The organism is Colwellia sp. BRX10-4 (assembly GCF_014077465.1).
Classification (GTDB): Bacteria; Pseudomonadota; Gammaproteobacteria; order Enterobacterales; family Alteromonadaceae; genus Colwellia_A.
Genome location: NZ_JACGVZ010000016.1, coordinates 24,954 through 43,089, shown reverse-complemented (window position 1 = coordinate 43,089; position 18,136 = coordinate 24,954). Strand labels below are relative to the sequence as shown.

Sequence of the window (18,136 nt, the reverse complement as noted above, 5' to 3'; positions counted from 1 at the left end):
TTATCTCACTACTTTTACGGTTTATTAAGGTTTATTGTGTTGAGGTGTAGCTTAAATCTGAGGCTTTTTATCAGGTGATTCTTTAAATGCTAAAGCACGTTTGAGCAAGCGTTCATCCGAACCCAGCTTAGCTTGTTGCCAATTAATTCTCGCCCAATAAAGCGCCTTTATAGGGTTAGGAACAATATCGAGATAATATTGAGCTATATCTGCAGCATGAGCGGTATCATTACGTTGCAAACGTATTTCAATACGTTGGGTTAGTCGTTGCTGCCATTCGCCATTAGTTGCCTTAGTTATTTGTTCGGCAAGGGTCAAACGTAATAACAAAGCATCATCAAAACTATCACTTTCTTCAACGATGGGTCCTAATGTCTCTAAAACAATTTGGCCTTGTTGTTGTGCTAAATATATATCCGCCCACAGCGCTAAATAACTAACCGGGGCCTGATTCAATGGGTAGCCTGACAAATGGTCTATGGCTTGTTGTGTTAGCTGCTGACGGTGAGCAAGGTCAGCTAAAATTTGATTAAGCCACACCTGTTGGGCGATAGGTATATCACCCGCAACCTTAACGATATTTTTTAACTGTTGGTAACTTTGGGCAACGTTGCCTTGTTCAGCACTAACCTCTAGCACACAGGCGCTACTGACAAATAAACTGCCCTGCCCCAATACCTGTAAACAGGCACTTTTCGCAGCGTCAAGATCACCTTGTACCATGTGTATATTGGCTTTCATTAACCAAGCAGCGACGTTGTCTGGCTGATATTGAAGTATCTGAGTCAGTAATTGTTGGGCCTGATTAAATTGATGGTAATGCTGTAAGACGGTTGCTGAATAAAATTGTAGCTCTAGATCATCAGGATTAGCGACCAACAAGGGTTTCAGTAAAGCGCCAGCACGGCCATAATAACGACTTGCTAAGCCAGGCTTATTTGCGTCATTGAGCAGTTGGGCGATAAAAATCTTTGGCTGTTGTGCAGGTTTAGGTACCGTCCAGCTAGCTACGATACTTTGATTTGATTTGGGCACATAACTTTCTGAATGCACAGGCGATGAAGTGGCAATAAAAACCAAAAATAACAAGGGGCTAATAAAACGAAGAGTTGGCATATCATTATCCATAAAAGGGCGCCTTCCTTGGCGCAGTCAAGATGGTTCTACTGTTGAAGTAAGTCGTCGTATGCTGCTGGTTCCTCAACATCTTGAATAAACACACGACCATTTACGGCCAAGGGTTTATCGCTTGATTGCTGACTAAAAGCTGCACGACTATAACTGGCAAATGACACTTCCAGCGCTTCAATTGTAATATTAATTGTACCGCTAACAGGAAAATTAATTCCATCAGAGGCAGTAAAAGTAAAGCTGTCGCTTCCTGTTACTTCAGCATTAGGCTGATAAGTGAAACTACCATTACTATCAATGGTGACCATTCCTAGCATCGGCTCTTGGTCTAAGCTAAAAGTCAACGTGTCACCATTTTCATCATTTGCGCTTAACATGTCAGTGATAGGCGTTTCTGTTTGAGTGATCAAATCGACCGATATCGTAGTCGGTGATGCGTTTTTCGTAATAGGTAGCTCATCGACATCATTATTACAACCTGAAACTAGCATGGCGACCGCTAAACTTAACACGACCCCTTTAAGATTAAAGACTTGGCTAAGATGAGATGCTTTATTTTGTTTACTATATAACATAATAGTGTTCCTTATTTAGAGCCTGGTAACGGCGTTGCTAAGTATGGAAAGCTAGTATCCATCATAGAGGCATTACTTGGCGCACCATCAGTAAAGGGTACATTACCTACACTTGCATCTTCTGGTGCACATAAGCCCAAATCGGTATCTGTGCCATTAACTGGAATTGGATAACATAAACGACCCATAACAACACGAAGAGCAATATCTACCACATCATCTCCTGGTCGGCGACCATTTGGAAAGCCAGCTAAATCGTCACCAGCAACACCAAACGATGACTGCATATCGGCTGCCACTGCTGCAATACCAGTATTTAAGCGTAGCATTTCAGCTGCGGTCACTGTTGATAACTGATTAACACCTGGGAAACCCGTTAAAAATGCGGTAACTAAATCAACCCTAGGGAAATTAGTGGGTGCCAACGTTTCGATATTTGCACCTAAAGTGGTATTAACTGCATCTTTAAACAATATATTCAGCAGTTCAGGTAGCGTTGGATGAGTCACATAATCAGCAAACTGACCATCTGCACTTGGATGAGAACTTGAGAACTTATCTTTATCGGCCAAACCAATAACCAATTCATTCACTAAAGGAGAGCCAAGACGAGAAACTTGCGTCAATGCACCACCATTTACTTCAGTGTTATCAAAGCTAGCATTAGGATTCAAAATTCTAGCCTGAGGTAAACTTGCCGTAGTCCAACTACCGATAACGCCATTACCTGTGCCTGTTAAACAAGCTGTCGGTACTTCAATAGCGATACTCGTAACATTTTTGTCAGCTAAATCATCATTACTTGCTGATTGTGTAATACCACCGGGGAAGCCATCGCCATCGCCTGCTCCAGGAGCACTGTCACCTTCAACAGGAACAAAGTTCACTAAATCAAAAACTTTACCTAAATTAACCGCAAATGCGTCTTTACGCTGACCAACAAATACTTTTGCTGGTGCATCACAGCCAGGTATAGCGGCTGAGTATATATGACTGTTAGCATAAGCTGAATATTGCTCAGCGTTGCTAAATGTTTTGTTACCGATGTAATCGAGTGGCTTAGCAAAACTTGCCCCACCCGAAGTACTATTAGTAACAGCAGCACTGGTACCCATTCGCATTGGACCAGAAATCATATTAACCATGTAGCTTTCAGAGAAATTAGCCGCACTTTTATCTGCCATACTGATGCCGCCAACATTTTTAAGTGGTACACCAACAGATTTCTGTTCTCCTTCAGCGCCAACCATCAAAGCAACACCTGCATTATTGTTGCCTAACATCTGGTTAAAATTAAAAGTAAAGGTTATATCTTCAACAGCATCACCATCGTTATCAATATGAATCGCATAAGTTGCAGCAGGGTCCATAGCGAAATAGTTAGGTCCACCATAAGCATCCTGTAAAGGAATGTAATTTGCGATGAGTGTGACGTAATTGCCACGCCCTTCTTCATAACTATTGAATGCATAAAAGTCTGTTGAGTCGACTGTTGGCATACGTGTGACGTTAGGCGCTTCACGATGGCTTGATGCAGATACAGCTTGAGACAAAGTTGCACTCATTATTGCCGATACAATTAGTGTTAATTTAAATTTTTTCATGACGTTTCCTTTATAATTTATAGTTCTTAATGGTTACTTTCTTGAAAGCTCATTAAGTTAAACGATCGAGATTATGAATTGGATGCAAGAAAAATAACTTATTTACAAATTAATAATTATTCAGCCAAACCATAGTTTCAAATCGTGTTATTTTTACTTTTTATATTGGATAGCGTTGTTGCACTTTTTTTAGGTCATGTCGCCTTAGTCAACTTAATCAACTTAATCAACAACAGCTAAGGTAAGCCTAGGTCATAAAATTATAGAATGTCTATTACTTGTCATTCAATATAAACAACATATTTACAAATTATTGACTTTTTTCAGCATAAAACAACAGATAAAAAAAAACGAAACTGTCGTTTCGCTTTTTAATATTCGCAGTAAAAGCTAAAGAGTAACTAAAGAATAACCAGTTCTGAAGTATATAAGACAGTGGTTGGTGAACCATTGGGTGAACCACCTAATGGTTCTAAGCTGACCGCTAAAGCCGCAATCTCAATCTGATCAAATAACTGAGGTTTACTTAAAACTAACTTACCACTTTTAGGTAGCAAGCCTAAAGAAATCGGAGGCCGACCGTCTGCTGCCACTATCCATAGCTGATAATCAGCATCTGACTTAGCGATTAACTTCTTGGTCGCTTGCACGCTAATAGTGTCTGCACCAATTTCTAGCGCCCATAATAAGTCGGCTTGTTCATTACTCATTAAAGCAAGTTGTTGAACTTCAGGCTGAGGTGGTGGTTGAAAGCTAAATAACAACACAGCAAGCACGATCGCCGCCGCCGAAGCTAAACCCGCAATACCTTGCCAAACTCGAGGCTTAGACTTGGTTATTGCTACAACATTACTTTTTATAGGCTGAGCTATGAATCCTAATTGATCTTCGATACGCTGCCAAACAGCTATGTCTGGAGTAACCGGTGGAATTTTTTGCCCTAAGCCATTGAGATGTTGCTCCCATGTTTGGGTTGCATCACTGATCAGTGGAAATTGCATCATCAATTTTTGAAAGCGCTGGCGAGCAGGGCCACGTAGAGTACCCAGCACATATTCTGCTGCAAGGGCGTTTTTGATTTTTTCAGATTGATAATTCATGGTGTTAAGCAACTCTGTAAACTCATAAGACCACGTCTTATCCAGCTTTTAATTGTACCCAAAGGGTTATTTAGGTGTTTAACCACCTCTTGATGAGAACAGCCATTGAAGTAGGCTAAATAAATAGCTTGTCGCTGTTGAAGATCTAACTGCTGTAAACATTTGTCGAGTAAGAGTTGTTCTGAGTCACTTATTTTCTCACTGGTATCGAGATCAAAACTCTCATTCTCAACGAGTTCATCCTCTTTTCTAATTTTATGATAACGTAAAATGTCTAGTGCGCGATATCGCACTATACTGATCATCCAAGTCAACACTGTGCCTTTACCCGTTCTATATTCAGACGCGTTATGCCAAATGCGGACATAAGCCTCTTGCAGAGCTTCTTCGGCTAATTCTTTGCTGGATAACATTTTCAGACAGACTGCATAAAGGTGTTTACTGGTCGCTTGATAAAGTTTCGAAAACGCTTGTTTATCGCCTTGGGCTGAAGCACCAAGTAACGCTAAATGCTGCTCATGTTCCATTATTTATTGCTCTTTTTTTTAAGGAAAATTACATATATACAAAGATAGTAACCTAAACAGTGGTGATTTATCTACAATACTCTTATCAATAATTTTGAACAAAAGTCTAATAAGCATAAATGATTCATAATAACTATCAGCATAATTATTGAGGAGGTTAATCTATAGGAAGCTAGGTGAATATAGGATGGGGTTATTTTTTAGGTGAAAAAAAACGGACACTTCAAGTGAAGCATCCGTTTTTTAATGTGGCGGTGAGCGAGAGATTCGAACTCTCGAAAGGGATAAACCTTTACACGCTTTCCAGGCGTGCGCCTTCAGCCACTCGGCCAGCTCACCAATTTTTTCACTAACAAGCTAATTTTTATTGAGATAGATTAGCACGCTAATTTTATCTATTAAAGGCATTTTAAAACAAGTATTAACTCGCTACTCAGAGAATCTACTGCGTAAAAAAATAACTTTATAAACACTTTAAACTTATAGACATGTCATAAAATAAAGCTGCGCTATGGTAGGTAAATTTAATAGCCAACACAACTTAATTTTAATAAAAAGAGGCCAACTGATTACTTTACCAGCAAAAAATCACCTTAATGGTTATTTACTGGCTAAAGCGTTGTTAAACGTTAGCATGCGATCCAATGACTTCAATGCACCATCGCGAAGTTTCATGTCTACAAACACTTCTCTGCCTAATGGATTAAGCAATGCGTCTTCTATCTCTTTTAAACCGTTCATTGCCATCCATGGGCAATGAGCACAACTTTTACAGGTTGCGCCTTCACCCGCTGTTGGTGCCTCAAAGAATTCTTTATCTGGGCATAGCTGCTGCATTTTATAAAAAATACCACGGTCTGTTGCGACGATAAACTTTTTGTTGGACATCACTTGAGCAGCTTTAATTAGCTGGCTGGTTGAACCAACAGCATCAGCAAGCTCAATAACATCTGCAGGAGACTCTGGGTGCACCAAAATGGCTGCGTCTGGATGCAAAGCCTTCATATCCTTTAACGCTTTGCTTTTAAATTCATCATGAACGATACAAGCACCCTGCCACATTAACATTTCGGCACCCGTTTGCTTTTGAATGTATGCGCCTAAATGACGGTCAGGTCCCCAAAGAATTTTTTCACCTTGCTCATCAAGGTGTTCAATAATTTCTAATGCACAAGAAGAGGTAACGATCCAATCCGCTCTAGCTTTTACAGCCGTTGAAGTATTCGCATACACAACAACAGTTCTGTCAGGGTGCTGGTCACAAAAAGCAGAGAACTCTTCGATAGGGCAGCCTAAGTCTAATGAACAGGTTGCTTCGAGTGTTGGCATAACCACGGTCTTTTCAGGCGTCAGTACTTTCGCGGTTTCACCCATAAAACGAACACCAGCAATAATTAGCGTTGTTGCTGGATGATTGTTGCCAAAGCGCGCCATTTCTAAAGAGTCGGCGACACAGCCACCCGTTTCTTCAGCTAAAGCCTGAATTTCGGGATCGGTATAATAATGAGCAATAAGTACCGCATTTTTCTCTTTCAATAAAGTTTTAATACGATCTTTATATTGGCTACGTTCATTATCTGAAAGTGGAGCTGGTTTCGCTGGAAATTGAAAATCAAATTCTACGGCTAAATTACTTTGCGACATTATTTATCTCTGATTATCTCTTTAAATACCACGCAATTATACGATATAGATATCGTGATGTGTATAAGACTTTTAACTATTAAAGATTAAAACAAGATAATACAGGATGGGATTTTATTGAGCATGTAGCTTTTGAATAAGATATTAATTAAGGAGCGTCTTGAAGTTAAGCGTTTATCTTAAGGACTTACTTTAAGCAGTGTTTGGCCATAAAAGATTTGAACCTTGGAATTAATCGGCTTAACGGTTAAAAGCCTCGGCTTTTTATTGTTAACTATCTGACTTATAAATTTGAAAATTAATTATTTTAGAAGTGGTCGGCCGTGAAGGATTTGAACCTTCGAGTTAATCGGCTTAACGGTTAAAAGCCTCGGCTTTTTATTGTTAACTATCTGACTTATAAATTTGAAAATTAATTATTTTAGAAGTGGTCGGCCATGAAGGATTTGAACCTTCGAGCTAATCGGCTTAACGGTTAAAAGCCTCGGCTTTTTGTTGTTTGCTATCTGATTTATAAATTTGGAAATTAACTATTTAAGAAGTGGTCGGCCGTGAAGGATTTGAACCTTCGACAAATTGGTTAAAAGCCAACTGCTCTACCAACTGAGCTAACGGCCGACATATAAACTGTGGTGTTGAGAATCATCATCAACTAATGCAAAATTCACTAATATGCTAATTTTGCATTGTACTTGTTAAGAAAGAAGTTGGTCGGCCGTGAAGGATTTGAACCTTCGACAAATTGGTTAAAAGCCAACTGCTCTACCAACTGAGCTAACGGCCGCCATATTTTCTTTTTTCGAAATAAATTTCGAATCTTACAAGGTGCTTCTTTTACTTTATAAGAAATAAACATTATAAAGAAGTGGTCGGCCGTGAAGGATTTGAACCTTCGACAAATTGGTTAAAAGCCAACTGCTCTACCAACTGAGCTAACGGCCGACATAAGTGCTAATTCACACTGCGTTGCACTAGTGCCTCAACGCGACGCATATAATACTCATAATTTTTTTTAGTGCAACCTTAAATTCAACTTATTTCTTATTAATTGACTACTTGCATAAAAAGAAGGCAGTTAGTGTAAGTTATCGTCGCTTTTATTGGTTATAAATTTTCTAACCTAGGTTTTGCTAGTTGAGCCGCACTTGAATCTGGGTATTGTGCGAGAACTTTCTGATACCAAATTTTTGCTGCTGCGTTATTATTTAGCTTTTGTTCAACCATCGCCAACTTCAACATTGCATCGCTTCGCTTGTTTGAGTCGAGGTATTGTTCAACCACTAAATTAAATTCATTTTTTGCTTTGGTGTATTCAGTTTTATTAAATAATAGCTGTCCTAACCAATAATGTGCGTTGGGTGCATAACTAGAATTTGGGAACTTTCGATTAAACGCTTGAAATTCAGGGATCGCTTTATCGTATTGTTTGTCTTTTAAAACTAAATTTACCGCGCTGTCATATGCTTGGTTTTCAGTTAAATTCATTGAATAATTTATTGAAGCGTCTGAAGAGGCTTTTGCTGGGGCTATAATCGCCGCAGGAACGTTATTTTCAGGTTTTAATGCTTCTGTTACCCTACGGTCAAGCTCTTGATATAACTCACGCTGTCGATTCAAAACTTGACTAAGCTGATGAGTATGTAATTCAGTAACACCACGTAATTCATTCACTTCATTTTGAAGTTCATCAAGCTGTCGCTGCACCTTGACTTGGGCACGATTACGAGCATCAAGTTTACGTTCAAGATTAACCAACTTCTCAGCCATTGTTTCTGGTACCGAAGAGGTATATTGCGAAGGGCTACTTTTAATTGCACCCGTCTTGGTTATATCTATAACGGGAGCAGATTCTGCTGCCACTACCGCAAGGGTAGTAACAGCAAAGGACATCCCGAATAAAAATTTATTCAGTTTCATTTCTATCCTTGATTAGTAAACTAATACCGCACGACGATTTTTAGCAAATGCGTTATCACTACGGTCTTTAATCATCGGCTTTTCTTCACCGTAGCTAACAACACTTAGCTGTGCAGATGAAACACCCATATTTTCTAAATAAGTTACTACCGCTTTAGCACGACGTTCGCCTAAAGCAATGTTGTATTCAGGCGTACCACGTTCATCGGCATGGCCTTCAACTAAAACTTTCATGCTTGAGCTTTTGTTTAAAAATTTAGCATGTGCATCTAAAATAGCAGAAAATTCAGTGCTAACTGTAGAGGTATCAAAATCAAAATAAACAATGTGCTCAGCACGAAGTTTTTCTAATGCTTGACGTTGTTGCTCTTCAATTTCGGCGGCACGTTGTACGGCGCTTACTTGAACATCAGCAGTATTATTTTCTATTACTGAAGACTCTTGAGCATTAGTCGCTACATTGCTTTGTTCATCAGTTTCTGAATTTGAACTACAAGCAGATAAAGCCAAAATTGGCAAAGCAATCGCAAGAGCTTTCACAGTTTTATTCAAACGCATTATAATTGTCCTTATTTTTCTAAAGTTATGTTTTAAATTAATGTTTAATTTTTTATAAAAATGGTGACCAAGCAGGTGCTTTTACTTCACCATCAGCCGCGGGTAAGCGCGCTTTAAATCTTCCATCTACAGATACTAAACTAAGCACTTGCCTATTATTGTGTAAAGTACTGTAGATTATCATGCCACCATTTGGAGCTATGCTCGGCGACTCATCTAAACGTGTTTTAGTCAGAACTTGAAAAATTCCTGACGCCAACTCTTGTTTAGCTAAATGATAATTCCCTCGTGTTCTGTTCACCATAATTAGTTGGCGACCGTCAGGTGTAATTGAACCACCAAGGTTCATTTCACCATCAAAGGTGAGTCGTTTAACACGACCATCGACTAAATTTACGCGATAAAGCTGAGGTTTACCACCCCGTTCTGAACTAAATACTAATGATTTTCCATCAGGGCTCCAACTTGGCTCTGCATCTATCGCTCGATGACGGGTGATACGACGTAGTTTTCTTGTTGCTACTTCCATAACATAGAGCTCTGAATTGCCATCTTTAGATAACATCATCGCAAGTTGATTACCATCGGGTGACCAACGTGGCGCACTATTTATACCAGGGTGATCGCTGATCATAGTACGCTTTCCGGTATAGATATCTATAATATATATTTTTTGTTGGTTATTCTCAAATGTCGAGTACGCTAACTGATTGCCACTTGGATGCCATGAAGGTGACATTAATGGCTCTTTAGAACTCAACAAAACGTGCTCATTAACACCATCATAATCAGCCATCACTAACTGAAAAGGAAATTCACCTTGGTCTCGCACTATCACATAAGCAATTTTGGTTAAAAATGCACCTTTACTGCCAGTTAACTTTTCATAAATAACATTACTGATGTGATGTCCATAACGACGAAATTGGTCAGCATTAATTTCAAAAGCACCCTCAGCATAAATATGATCAGAAGTTTGAACCAATTCTCCATTGCTTAGCATTTGCGATTGTCCACCGGTGATCTGCCCACGAATAACATCAACCAGCTGGTAGCTTATCTTGTAACGACTAATACCTATTTGATTAATTTCTCCAACAACAACCGCTTCAACGCCCTCATTTGCCCAAGCTGAATAATCAATTTCTTGATCAGAAAAGGGTGTTTGTGGAAAACGATTATTTTTTATTGGGTTAAATTTACCGCTGCGCAATAAGTCTTCACCAATAATCGACGATATATTTTCTGGAAGCGGCTCTAGTCCTGTCCATTTAAAAGGTACAACAGCGATAGGTCTAGCGCTATCAATACCCTCAGTAATGACAATCTCAAGCGTTGCAAATGCACTATTTGAAATCAGTACGATAAAGAAAATGAAGGCTACTTTAAATTTATTCATATATTTTACTATTTTCTCAGTCATGGGTTATTTTTCATTGAATATAAACTGAACCATTAAAATTCAGGCACCACTGTTAGGCTAATCGTACGCATTTCTTTAAATACTTCGGGGTCTTTAGAGACAGGTAATGTCCCTGCTTTATAAATAGCGGTCTTTGAAGCGCTACAAACTACCTGGTCCCCTTTGCCAATAACAACGTTGGTTACAAAACCTGATGGTGCAAGACTTATGGTTAACTTACAAGACTTACCTTCCATAGTGCTGCGGTCAGTGATCAAGTTTCCTTGAATGGTTTGCCTTATAAGGGCGGTAAACCGACCAACCTCACTCATTGTTTGCTGATATCGGGCTTGTTGTCTAACCGCCATTTCTTCAGCCATTTGTTGCTCTAACATTTCTTGCTGTCGTGCACGCTCTTGAGCTTCTTGTTCTTTACGTTTACGCTCTGCTGCTTTTTTCTTCAGTAAATCATCGGCTTTTTTGGCTGCTATTTCTTCTTTTAAGCGCTTAGCTTTTGCATCAGCCGTCGCTTGTTCTGCGATTTTTTGCTCTTCTTCTTTTTGTTTACGTATTTTTTCAGCAGCGTTGGCTTTGCTCAGCGCTTTTTTTGCTGCTGAATCAGCTGCCTTTTTCTCTAGTAATTTTTTCTTTCTTTGTCGCTCAAGTGCTTTAATACGTTTTTCTTCTTTAGCACGTTTTACCCTAGCGGAAGCCACTTGTTGTTCCAAGTCTTTTAACTGTTTGGCATCATCAAGTTTTTTTTGCTTAATTTTATTAACTTGTGCTTCAATTTTACTTTTATCAACAATAGTTGCCTGAATAGTTTGAACTTGCACAACTTTGGGCGCCACTTTTGGTTCACTGTCAAAATCGCCCATCAATAATACCGCAGCTAATACGATATGTAATAAGAAACTAAACGATAATGCGATAGCAAATTTTCGGCTCATTTAATTATTTAGCTCCAGGGTCTGTCATTAAACCAACCGATGGCACACCTGCTTTTTGTTGTAATAACACCATTAGTTGTATCACAGCATCATAAGAAACAGCGCCATCACCGTTAACAACGACTGGCGTGTCAGGTTCAACTTTTAAATGGGCAGCAACCAGTGTTGCCACTTGTTCAGCAGACATAGGTTCATTCTTACTGGTACCAACCGCTAAATAATAATTACCGTCGGCATCAACAGAAGCGACTAAAGGCGGTTTTGACTCTTTATCAAGCGCTTCTGCATCGGCCTTAGGTAGGTTAACTTTCACACCTTGAGTGACCAATGGCGCGGTAACCATAAAAATAATCAACAACACCAACATAACATCAATGTAAGGAACAACATTGATTTCAGCAACTTTACGGCGTCTTACTCTTTTATACATAAGATATTACTCCGTTTATGCTGATGGTTCACTGGTACTTTGACGTTGTAAAATACTGGAAAACTCTTCCATAAAATTACCGTAGCCATTTTCTAATCTTTCAACATGATGGCTAAAACGGTTAAAAGCGATTACTGCTGGAATTGCAGCAAATAAGCCCATAGCCGTTGCAATTAATGCTTCAGCAATACCCGGAGCAACCATCGCAAGTGTTGCTTGTTCAACAGCGCCAAGCGCAATAAACGAATTCATAATCCCCCAAACAGTACCAAACAAACCTATGTACGGACTAATAGAGCCCACGGTCGCCATAAATGGTAAGTGTGTTTCAAGATGGTCAACTTCACGTGAAAGTGCAACGCGCATTGCTCGATGAGTTCCGTCAACAATCGCTTGTGGTGAATCCATATTGCTTTTTCGTAAACGGGCAAATTCTTTAAAGCCTGAGACAAATAAACTTTCAATACCGGTGGCGGGACCTTTAGACGAAACTTCATTATAGAGTTTACTTAGGTCTGCTCCGCTCCAAAACTTATCTTCAAAGATTTTCATTTGTGCCTGTGCGTCGTTAAGTGCTTTTCGACGTTGAAATATCATCGCCCAACATGCAATAGAAAAACCTAATAGAATTAACATTACACTTTTAACTAACAAACTGGCTTGCAGAAATAAATCAAATATAGAAATTTCAGCTGACACGTTTTAACGCTCCTAATATTTTTTCGGGAATAGCACAGGGTTTGGCAAGTGATAAGTTAACACAAGCAATTTGGACAACAACAGCACAAATAAGCTTATTTTGCTGATCACTAATTTGTTGAGTAAAAACCAGACTGGCGCGTTTCAATTCACTAATCCATGAGGTAACAATAACTAAATCATCTAAGCTGGCTGAGGCTACATTATCCATTTCCACTCTTCTGACCACTAAACCGATGTTTTGTTCTAAAAAAGATGATTGATTCGCGTTTAATTCTCTCAACCACTCAGTACGTGCACGTTCACAAAACTTTAAATAGTTTGCATGATAAACAATACCACCGGCATCTGTGTCTTCATAATATATCCTAACTGGATAAACGTGTTTAATATCTGGCATAAGTTAAATGATGTAAAACACTCAGAGCATCGTTATTTGTATTTTTATCGTTAAAAATAAAATTCGAGGCACTCAATTATAATTTCTTCTATATTAATGATAATAACTTCTAACGACAAGCGTTTAGTGGTAATCGAATGTAACATTTTGAAAAATAGTTTCTAGCGGAGAATTAGCGGTTTGTACCGCGCTGGTTAAGACACACCACAAAAATTAACATTAGTTTTTCTAATGCGAAATATCTAATTTTTTTATCTTGTATAAATAGAACAGTTACTCTAAAATCCGCCTGTTGTTCGAGCTAACGTAATAATTATTCAAGTTTATCTTCACTGATATAGCGGGGTAATTGATAGCCAGACAACTTGAATAGATTTTATCTCTTCTCTCTGACATGTTTATTGGAACCCTATTTCCTCTTATCAACTTAATTTATAAGTTGGCCCACATAATTGATGTGGGCTTTTTTTTACCTAAAATTTGATACGACGATCTGAGTTGGTTATTAAACCGGCTTATCTAAACCAAAATGCTGGTAAGCACGTTCAGTTGCTATACGTCCACGCGGTGTTCTTTGCAGGAAACCTTGCTGAATAAGATAAGGCTCAATAACATCTTCAATCGTTTCGCGCTCTTCGCCAATGGCTGCTGCAACATTGTCAAGGCCAACAGGACCGCCCATAAATTTATCAATAATCGCTTGTAATAATTTCCGGTCCATTAAATCAAATCCTTGATCATCAACCTCTAACATATTTAGTGCTTTAGCGGCCGTTGCTTGGCTAACAATGCCTTGGGTTTTCACATCTGCATAGTCACGAACTCGGCGTAATAATCGGTTAGCTATTCTTGGTGTGCCACGAGAACGCTTGGCCACTTCAAATGCACCTTCTTCGTCGATAGGTAGCTTGAGAAAGTAGGCTGAACGTTTAACTATTTCAGTTAAATCTTTAGTGTTATAGAACTCAAGTCGTTGCACAATGCCAAAACGGTCTCTCAGTGGTGATGTTAAGGCGCCGGCACGGGTCGTTGCACCAATCAAGGTAAATGCTGGTAAGTCTAATTTTATTGAACGAGCTGCGGGCCCTTCTCCAATCATGATATCTAGCTGATAATCTTCCATTGCGGGGTAAAGGATTTCTTCAACTACAGGACTTAGACGATGAATTTCATCAATAAAGAGCACATCATTTTCTTCGAGGTTAGTCAGTAAAGCCGCTAAATCTCCGGCTTTTTCTAAAACAGGACCGGAAGTTGTGCGGATATTCACGCCCATTTCATTAGCCACAATATTGGCAAGTGTGGTTTTACCTAAACCAGGAGGACCAAATATCAATAAATGATCGAGTGGTTCATCACGCTTCTTTGCCGCTGCGATAAAAATTTCCATTTGAATTTTGACATGATCTTGTCCAGTGTAATCAGCTAGTAGTTTAGGACGAATAGCACGATCAACGGTTTCTTCTTCTGGCTGGGCAGTGGGTTCAATAAGACGATCAGCTTCTATCATTATTTTCTCTTGTGTCTTTACTTATTTAAATACGGCTAAGTAAGTATTGTCAGGCCGATGTTACTATTAGCAGCCTGTTATTTACGTGTTAGCTTTATCTAAATTTTATCAATGTAGTAGATATTAAAGCATTGACTTTAATGCGTCACGAATAAGATCTTCACTTGTTGATTCTGCTTTAAATACGTTTCGTATCGACTTTTCAGCTTGTTGCTGACTGTAGCCTAAAGAAACTAATGCGTTAATTGCATCACCTTTTGCATTAGTCACAAAAGTATTTTCATGATGAACCTCAATCGGAAGTGTTCCCGATGCTAATGGCGATGTCGTATGAGTGACTTGCCAATCTTTTAAGCGGTCGCGCATTTCAATAAGTAAACGTTCAGCTGTTTTTTTCCCAACGCCTGGTATTTTTACAATGCTGGTCAAGTCGTCATGAGCAACACAGCTAACAAATTGGTCTGCAGACATGCTTGAAAGTATGGCAAGACCTAATTTAGGGCCAACGCCATTAACCTTAATAACCAGTCTAAATAATCTACGTTCGATTTTATTAGCAAAGCCATATAATAATTGCGCATCTTCACGAACCACAAAGTGCGTATAAATAATGGCTTGTTCGTTTAATTCAGGTAAGGCATAAATACTGGTCATTGGCATTGTCACTTCGTAGCCAATTCCCCCACACTCAATTAAGACTTCTGGTGCTAATTTTTCTAATAATGTTCCACGTAAACGACCAATCACAGCTAAAACCTTCTCTACATTAACTTCTGGCAACCATACCACTATATATTTATACAGTAAAGTCGCTTGCGTGGTTTATCGTAATCGTCCGCGGACAACTTTACTGACCTGCCCCGCCATTTTTGCAAGTGTATCATGGCTATGTGCATGACAAAGCGCAATAGCGAGTGCATCGGCAGCATCCGCTTGCGGCATTGCAGGCAGTTTTAAAATAGATTTTACCATGTGTTGTACTTGGCTTTTATCGGCGGCGCCCGTGCCAACAACCGATTGTTTTATCTGTCTGGCTGAGTATTCTGCAACCGGTAAGCCTTTATTGGTTGCCGCAACAATAGCAGCTCCTCGCGCTTGGCCCAACTTCAACGCGCCACCTGGATTAACGCCCATAAAAACTTGTTCTATAGCAAAAAGTTCGGGAGAAAATTGCAGGATCAACTCAGAAACACCAGCAAAAATAGTCTGTAGACGCAGGCTAAAGTCATCTTCCTCTTTATTGCCCGCATATGCTTTTATACAGCCACTGCCCAAATATGAGATTTTGCGACCTTCTTTTTTTATAACACCGTAACCGGTAATACGTGAGCCAGGATCGATACCTAGGATTATGGTCAAATTGAGTTCTCTTATTTAATAGTATTTTTAACGAAAGCAGGAACGGCTTAAAAGAGTATCGAGATTATGCGTTGAAGTCAGTTAAATGGCAATGTCGTCGTTCATTTTGACAATGAACGTTATGCAGATAAGAACGGTTATTCATATACTAAAATGAATTCAGCAAGACGACAAGAGCCCTAGTACATGATTGGCTGGTGCATCCATGGCACTACGACATTGCCTACAGAGAGCAGAGGCTATGATTTACCTGGAACAATAATTACGTATAGAAAGGACTAATGCAGTGATGCCATGGCTGTCTAAGAGTTTTCATGACCGTACATTATATAGATAAAAAAGCAGCTAATTTAGCTGCTTTTTATCGAACACTGATTATTTATAAACTATTCAGCTAAAGGTTCTTCTTTCTTTTCAGCTTTAGGTAAACAAGCGATGCCCAGTTCAACAAGCTGAGCTGGATTTGCTTTACCTGGTGCATTGGTTAATGGACAAGCCGCTGTGGTTGTTTTTGGAAAAGCCATAACATCACGAATTGATGATGCGCCAGTCATTAACATTACTAGGCGGTCTAAACCAAACGCTAAGCCAGCGTGTGGTGGAGCACCATACTGAAGTGCTTCAAGTAAAAAGCCAAATTTTTCTTGCGCTTCTTCGTCACTAATACCCAAAATTCTAAAAACTGCAGCTTGCATATCTTGGTTATGAATACGTACCGAACCACCGCCTAATTCACAGCCATTTAACACCATATCGTAAGCATCAGAAAGCGCGCCAACAGGGTTAGCTTCTAATGCTTCAGCCGTTAAATTAATAGGTGCGGTAAACGGGTGATGAATTGCATGCATGCCGCCATCAGCTTCTTCAAACATTGGGAAGTCAACAACCCACAATGGTTTCCAATCACCTTGTAATAATTCTAAATCTTCACCTAGTTTAAGACGCAATGCACCGAGTGATTCAGTGACAACATTGTACTTGTCGGCGCCAAAGAAAATAATATCGCCTGTTTTAGCGTTAGTACGTGTTAATAACGCTTTTACCGCTTCTTCATTTAAGAACTTCAAGACCGGCGATTGTATGCCGTCAATACCAGTACTTAAGGCTGCATCAACATCATTAACTTTTAACCAAGGCATACCTTTAGCACCATAAATGCCAACATACTTAGTCAGTTCGTCAAGACCCTTGCGTGAGAATTTTGCTGCACCACCTGGAACACAAATTACTGATACACGGCCTTTTTCGTCGTTTGCAGGTCCAGAGAAAACTTTAAACTCTACATCTTTAACAATATCAGCAACATCCACTAATTCTAGTGGATTACGTAAATCAGGTTTATCTGAACCAAAACGTGTCATTGCCTCTAAATAAGTCATACGAGGAAATGTACCTAAATCAACATTCATCAAATCTTTAAATAATTTAACGATCATCGTTTCAGCAACATTCATCACTTGCTCGCTGCTCATGAATGACGTTTCAATATCTATTTGAGTAAATTCAGGCTGACGGTCAGCGCGTAAATCTTCATCACGAAAACATTTAACAATTTGATAGTAACGTTCCATACCCGACATCATTAACAATTGTTTAAACAACTGAGGTGACTGCGGTAAAGCAAAGAACTGACCTTTGTGTGTGCGACTTGGTACTAAATAGTCACGTGCACCTTCAGGTGTCGCCGCAGTTAAAATAGGTGTTTCAATATCTAAAAAGCCCTGCCCTTCTAGGGACGTTCGCACTGCCGATGTTACTTTTGCACGAAAGCGCATACGTTCTGTCATCTCGCTACGACGTAAATCTAAATAGCGATATTTTAACCGTTGTTCTTCTGAGTTATTTTGGTTGGAATCAAGTGGTAATGGTGCCGACTTATTTAAAATAGTCAGTTCTAAACCTAAAATTTCAATAGCGCCGGTTTTCATGTCTTTATTAATTTGACCTTCTGGTCGGGCACGCACCTTGCCTTTAATTTGAACACAAAATTCATTACGTAAGGTATTCGCTTTAGCAATAACTTCAGGTAAATCTGGATCATAAACGACTTGCACCATACCTTCACGATCACGTAGATCTAAAAAGATCACCGCACCTAAGTCTCGACGACGGTTAACCCAGCCGCATAAAGTAATTTCTTTGCCAATGTGAGATTCGTTCACATCACCACAATAAAGATCGCGCATGTCTGTTGTCCTGATAATACTAACTAGCTCATGCAAAGTATTAGCATGGCAATCGTTAGGATAGAAAATTGCCAACATTATAAAGGAATATGACGACAAAAAAAGCATTAAGGGGAATAGTGACCGTAAAATGATTAAAAAATA

The 18,136-nt window shown here is 39.3% G+C and carries 17 protein-coding genes and 4 tRNA genes; all 21 read right to left on the bottom strand.

Annotation, left to right across the window (positions count from 1 at the left end):
• Positions 1 to 51 precede the first annotated feature (51 nt).
• The 21 genes from H4J67_RS13090 to aspS all read right to left on the bottom strand — a co-directional run bounded on the left by H4J67_RS13090 (position 52) and on the right by aspS (position 17,992).
• Entirely contained in the window at positions 52 to 1,128 is a 1,077-nt protein-coding gene (locus H4J67_RS13090; RefSeq protein WP_182203985.1) for a lipopolysaccharide assembly protein LapB, read from the bottom strand.
• Between the two features lie 35 nt (positions 1,129 to 1,163).
• Complete coding sequence (locus H4J67_RS13085; RefSeq protein ID WP_182203983.1) at positions 1,164 to 1,706, bottom strand: Ig-like domain-containing protein; 543 nt, start codon at positions 1,704 to 1,706, stop codon at positions 1,164 to 1,166.
• An 11-nt stretch (positions 1,707 to 1,717) separates the two neighbouring features.
• A complete protein-coding gene (locus H4J67_RS13080) occupies positions 1,718 to 3,271 on the bottom strand; it encodes a DUF4331 domain-containing protein (protein ID WP_404842797.1) in 1,554 nt (517 codons plus the stop codon).
• A 440-nt stretch (positions 3,272 to 3,711) separates the two neighbouring features.
• On the bottom strand, positions 3,712 to 4,410 hold the full coding sequence (locus tag H4J67_RS13075) for an anti-sigma factor domain-containing protein (protein ID WP_182171685.1): 699 nt from the start codon (positions 4,408 to 4,410) through the stop codon (positions 3,712 to 3,714).
• The gene (locus H4J67_RS13070; protein WP_182171688.1) at positions 4,407 to 4,937 is read right to left on the bottom strand and encodes a sigma-70 family RNA polymerase sigma factor; all 531 of its coding nucleotides are present in this window, start codon (positions 4,935 to 4,937) and stop codon (positions 4,407 to 4,409) included. Before H4J67_RS13070 ends, H4J67_RS13075 begins: the two co-directional genes overlap by 4 nt.
• Before the next feature lie 249 nt (positions 4,938 to 5,186).
• Positions 5,187 to 5,276, bottom strand: a tRNA-Ser gene (locus H4J67_RS13065).
• A gap of 261 nt (positions 5,277 to 5,537) precedes the next feature.
• Positions 5,538 to 6,581, bottom strand: a complete 1,044-nt coding sequence (nadA, locus tag H4J67_RS13060; protein ID WP_182203981.1) for a quinolinate synthase NadA — start codon at positions 6,579 to 6,581, stop codon at positions 5,538 to 5,540.
• 542 nt (positions 6,582 to 7,123) lie between these two features.
• A tRNA-Lys gene (locus H4J67_RS13055) sits at positions 7,124 to 7,199 on the bottom strand.
• A 90-nt stretch (positions 7,200 to 7,289) separates the two neighbouring features.
• Positions 7,290 to 7,365: transfer RNA gene (locus H4J67_RS13050), tRNA-Lys, on the bottom strand.
• Positions 7,366 to 7,447: 82 nt separating this feature from the next.
• Positions 7,448 to 7,523, bottom strand: a tRNA-Lys gene (locus H4J67_RS13045).
• 162 nt (positions 7,524 to 7,685) lie between these two features.
• A complete protein-coding gene (gene ybgF, locus H4J67_RS13040) occupies positions 7,686 to 8,498 on the bottom strand; it encodes a tol-pal system protein YbgF (protein ID WP_182171694.1) in 813 nt (270 codons plus the stop codon).
• A 12-nt stretch (positions 8,499 to 8,510) separates the two neighbouring features.
• The gene (gene pal, locus H4J67_RS13035; RefSeq protein ID WP_182171697.1) at positions 8,511 to 9,056 is read right to left on the bottom strand and encodes a peptidoglycan-associated lipoprotein Pal; all 546 of its coding nucleotides are present in this window, start codon (positions 9,054 to 9,056) and stop codon (positions 8,511 to 8,513) included.
• Between the two features lie 52 nt (positions 9,057 to 9,108).
• Positions 9,109 to 10,455: a Tol-Pal system beta propeller repeat protein TolB gene (tolB, locus tag H4J67_RS13030; RefSeq protein WP_182171700.1), complete on the bottom strand. Its 1,347-nt coding sequence runs from the start codon at positions 10,453 to 10,455 to the stop codon at positions 9,109 to 9,111.
• Between the two features lie 56 nt (positions 10,456 to 10,511).
• Positions 10,512 to 11,408, bottom strand: coding sequence for a cell envelope integrity protein TolA (tolA, locus tag H4J67_RS13025; RefSeq protein WP_182203979.1), 897 nt, complete (start codon positions 11,406 to 11,408; stop codon positions 10,512 to 10,514).
• Positions 11,409 to 11,412: 4 nt separating this feature from the next.
• A complete protein-coding gene (tolR, locus tag H4J67_RS13020; RefSeq protein WP_182171706.1) occupies positions 11,413 to 11,838 on the bottom strand; it encodes a protein TolR in 426 nt (141 codons plus the stop codon).
• Between the two features lie 15 nt (positions 11,839 to 11,853).
• On the bottom strand, positions 11,854 to 12,537 hold the full coding sequence (gene tolQ, locus H4J67_RS13015; protein ID WP_182171709.1) for a protein TolQ: 684 nt from the start codon (positions 12,535 to 12,537) through the stop codon (positions 11,854 to 11,856).
• Positions 12,527 to 12,937, bottom strand: coding sequence for a tol-pal system-associated acyl-CoA thioesterase (gene ybgC / locus H4J67_RS13010; protein WP_182203977.1), 411 nt, complete (start codon positions 12,935 to 12,937; stop codon positions 12,527 to 12,529). The genes tolQ and ybgC overlap by 11 nt, the downstream gene beginning before the upstream one ends.
• 505 nt (positions 12,938 to 13,442) lie before the next feature.
• On the bottom strand, positions 13,443 to 14,447 hold the full coding sequence (gene ruvB / locus H4J67_RS13005) for a Holliday junction branch migration DNA helicase RuvB (RefSeq protein WP_182171715.1): 1,005 nt from the start codon (positions 14,445 to 14,447) through the stop codon (positions 13,443 to 13,445).
• A gap of 123 nt (positions 14,448 to 14,570) precedes the next feature.
• Entirely contained in the window at positions 14,571 to 15,194 is a 624-nt protein-coding gene (gene ruvA / locus H4J67_RS13000) for a Holliday junction branch migration protein RuvA (RefSeq protein WP_182204013.1), read from the bottom strand.
• A 75-nt stretch (positions 15,195 to 15,269) separates the two neighbouring features.
• The gene (ruvC, locus tag H4J67_RS12995; RefSeq protein ID WP_182171718.1) at positions 15,270 to 15,806 is read right to left on the bottom strand and encodes a crossover junction endodeoxyribonuclease RuvC; all 537 of its coding nucleotides are present in this window, start codon (positions 15,804 to 15,806) and stop codon (positions 15,270 to 15,272) included.
• Between the two features lie 386 nt (positions 15,807 to 16,192).
• Positions 16,193 to 17,992 carry an aspartate--tRNA ligase gene (aspS, locus tag H4J67_RS12990; RefSeq protein ID WP_182171721.1) on the bottom strand — a complete coding sequence of 600 codons (1,800 nt, stop codon included), beginning with the start codon at positions 17,990 to 17,992 and terminating at the stop codon, positions 16,193 to 16,195.
• Positions 17,993 to 18,136: the final 144 nt, after the last annotated feature.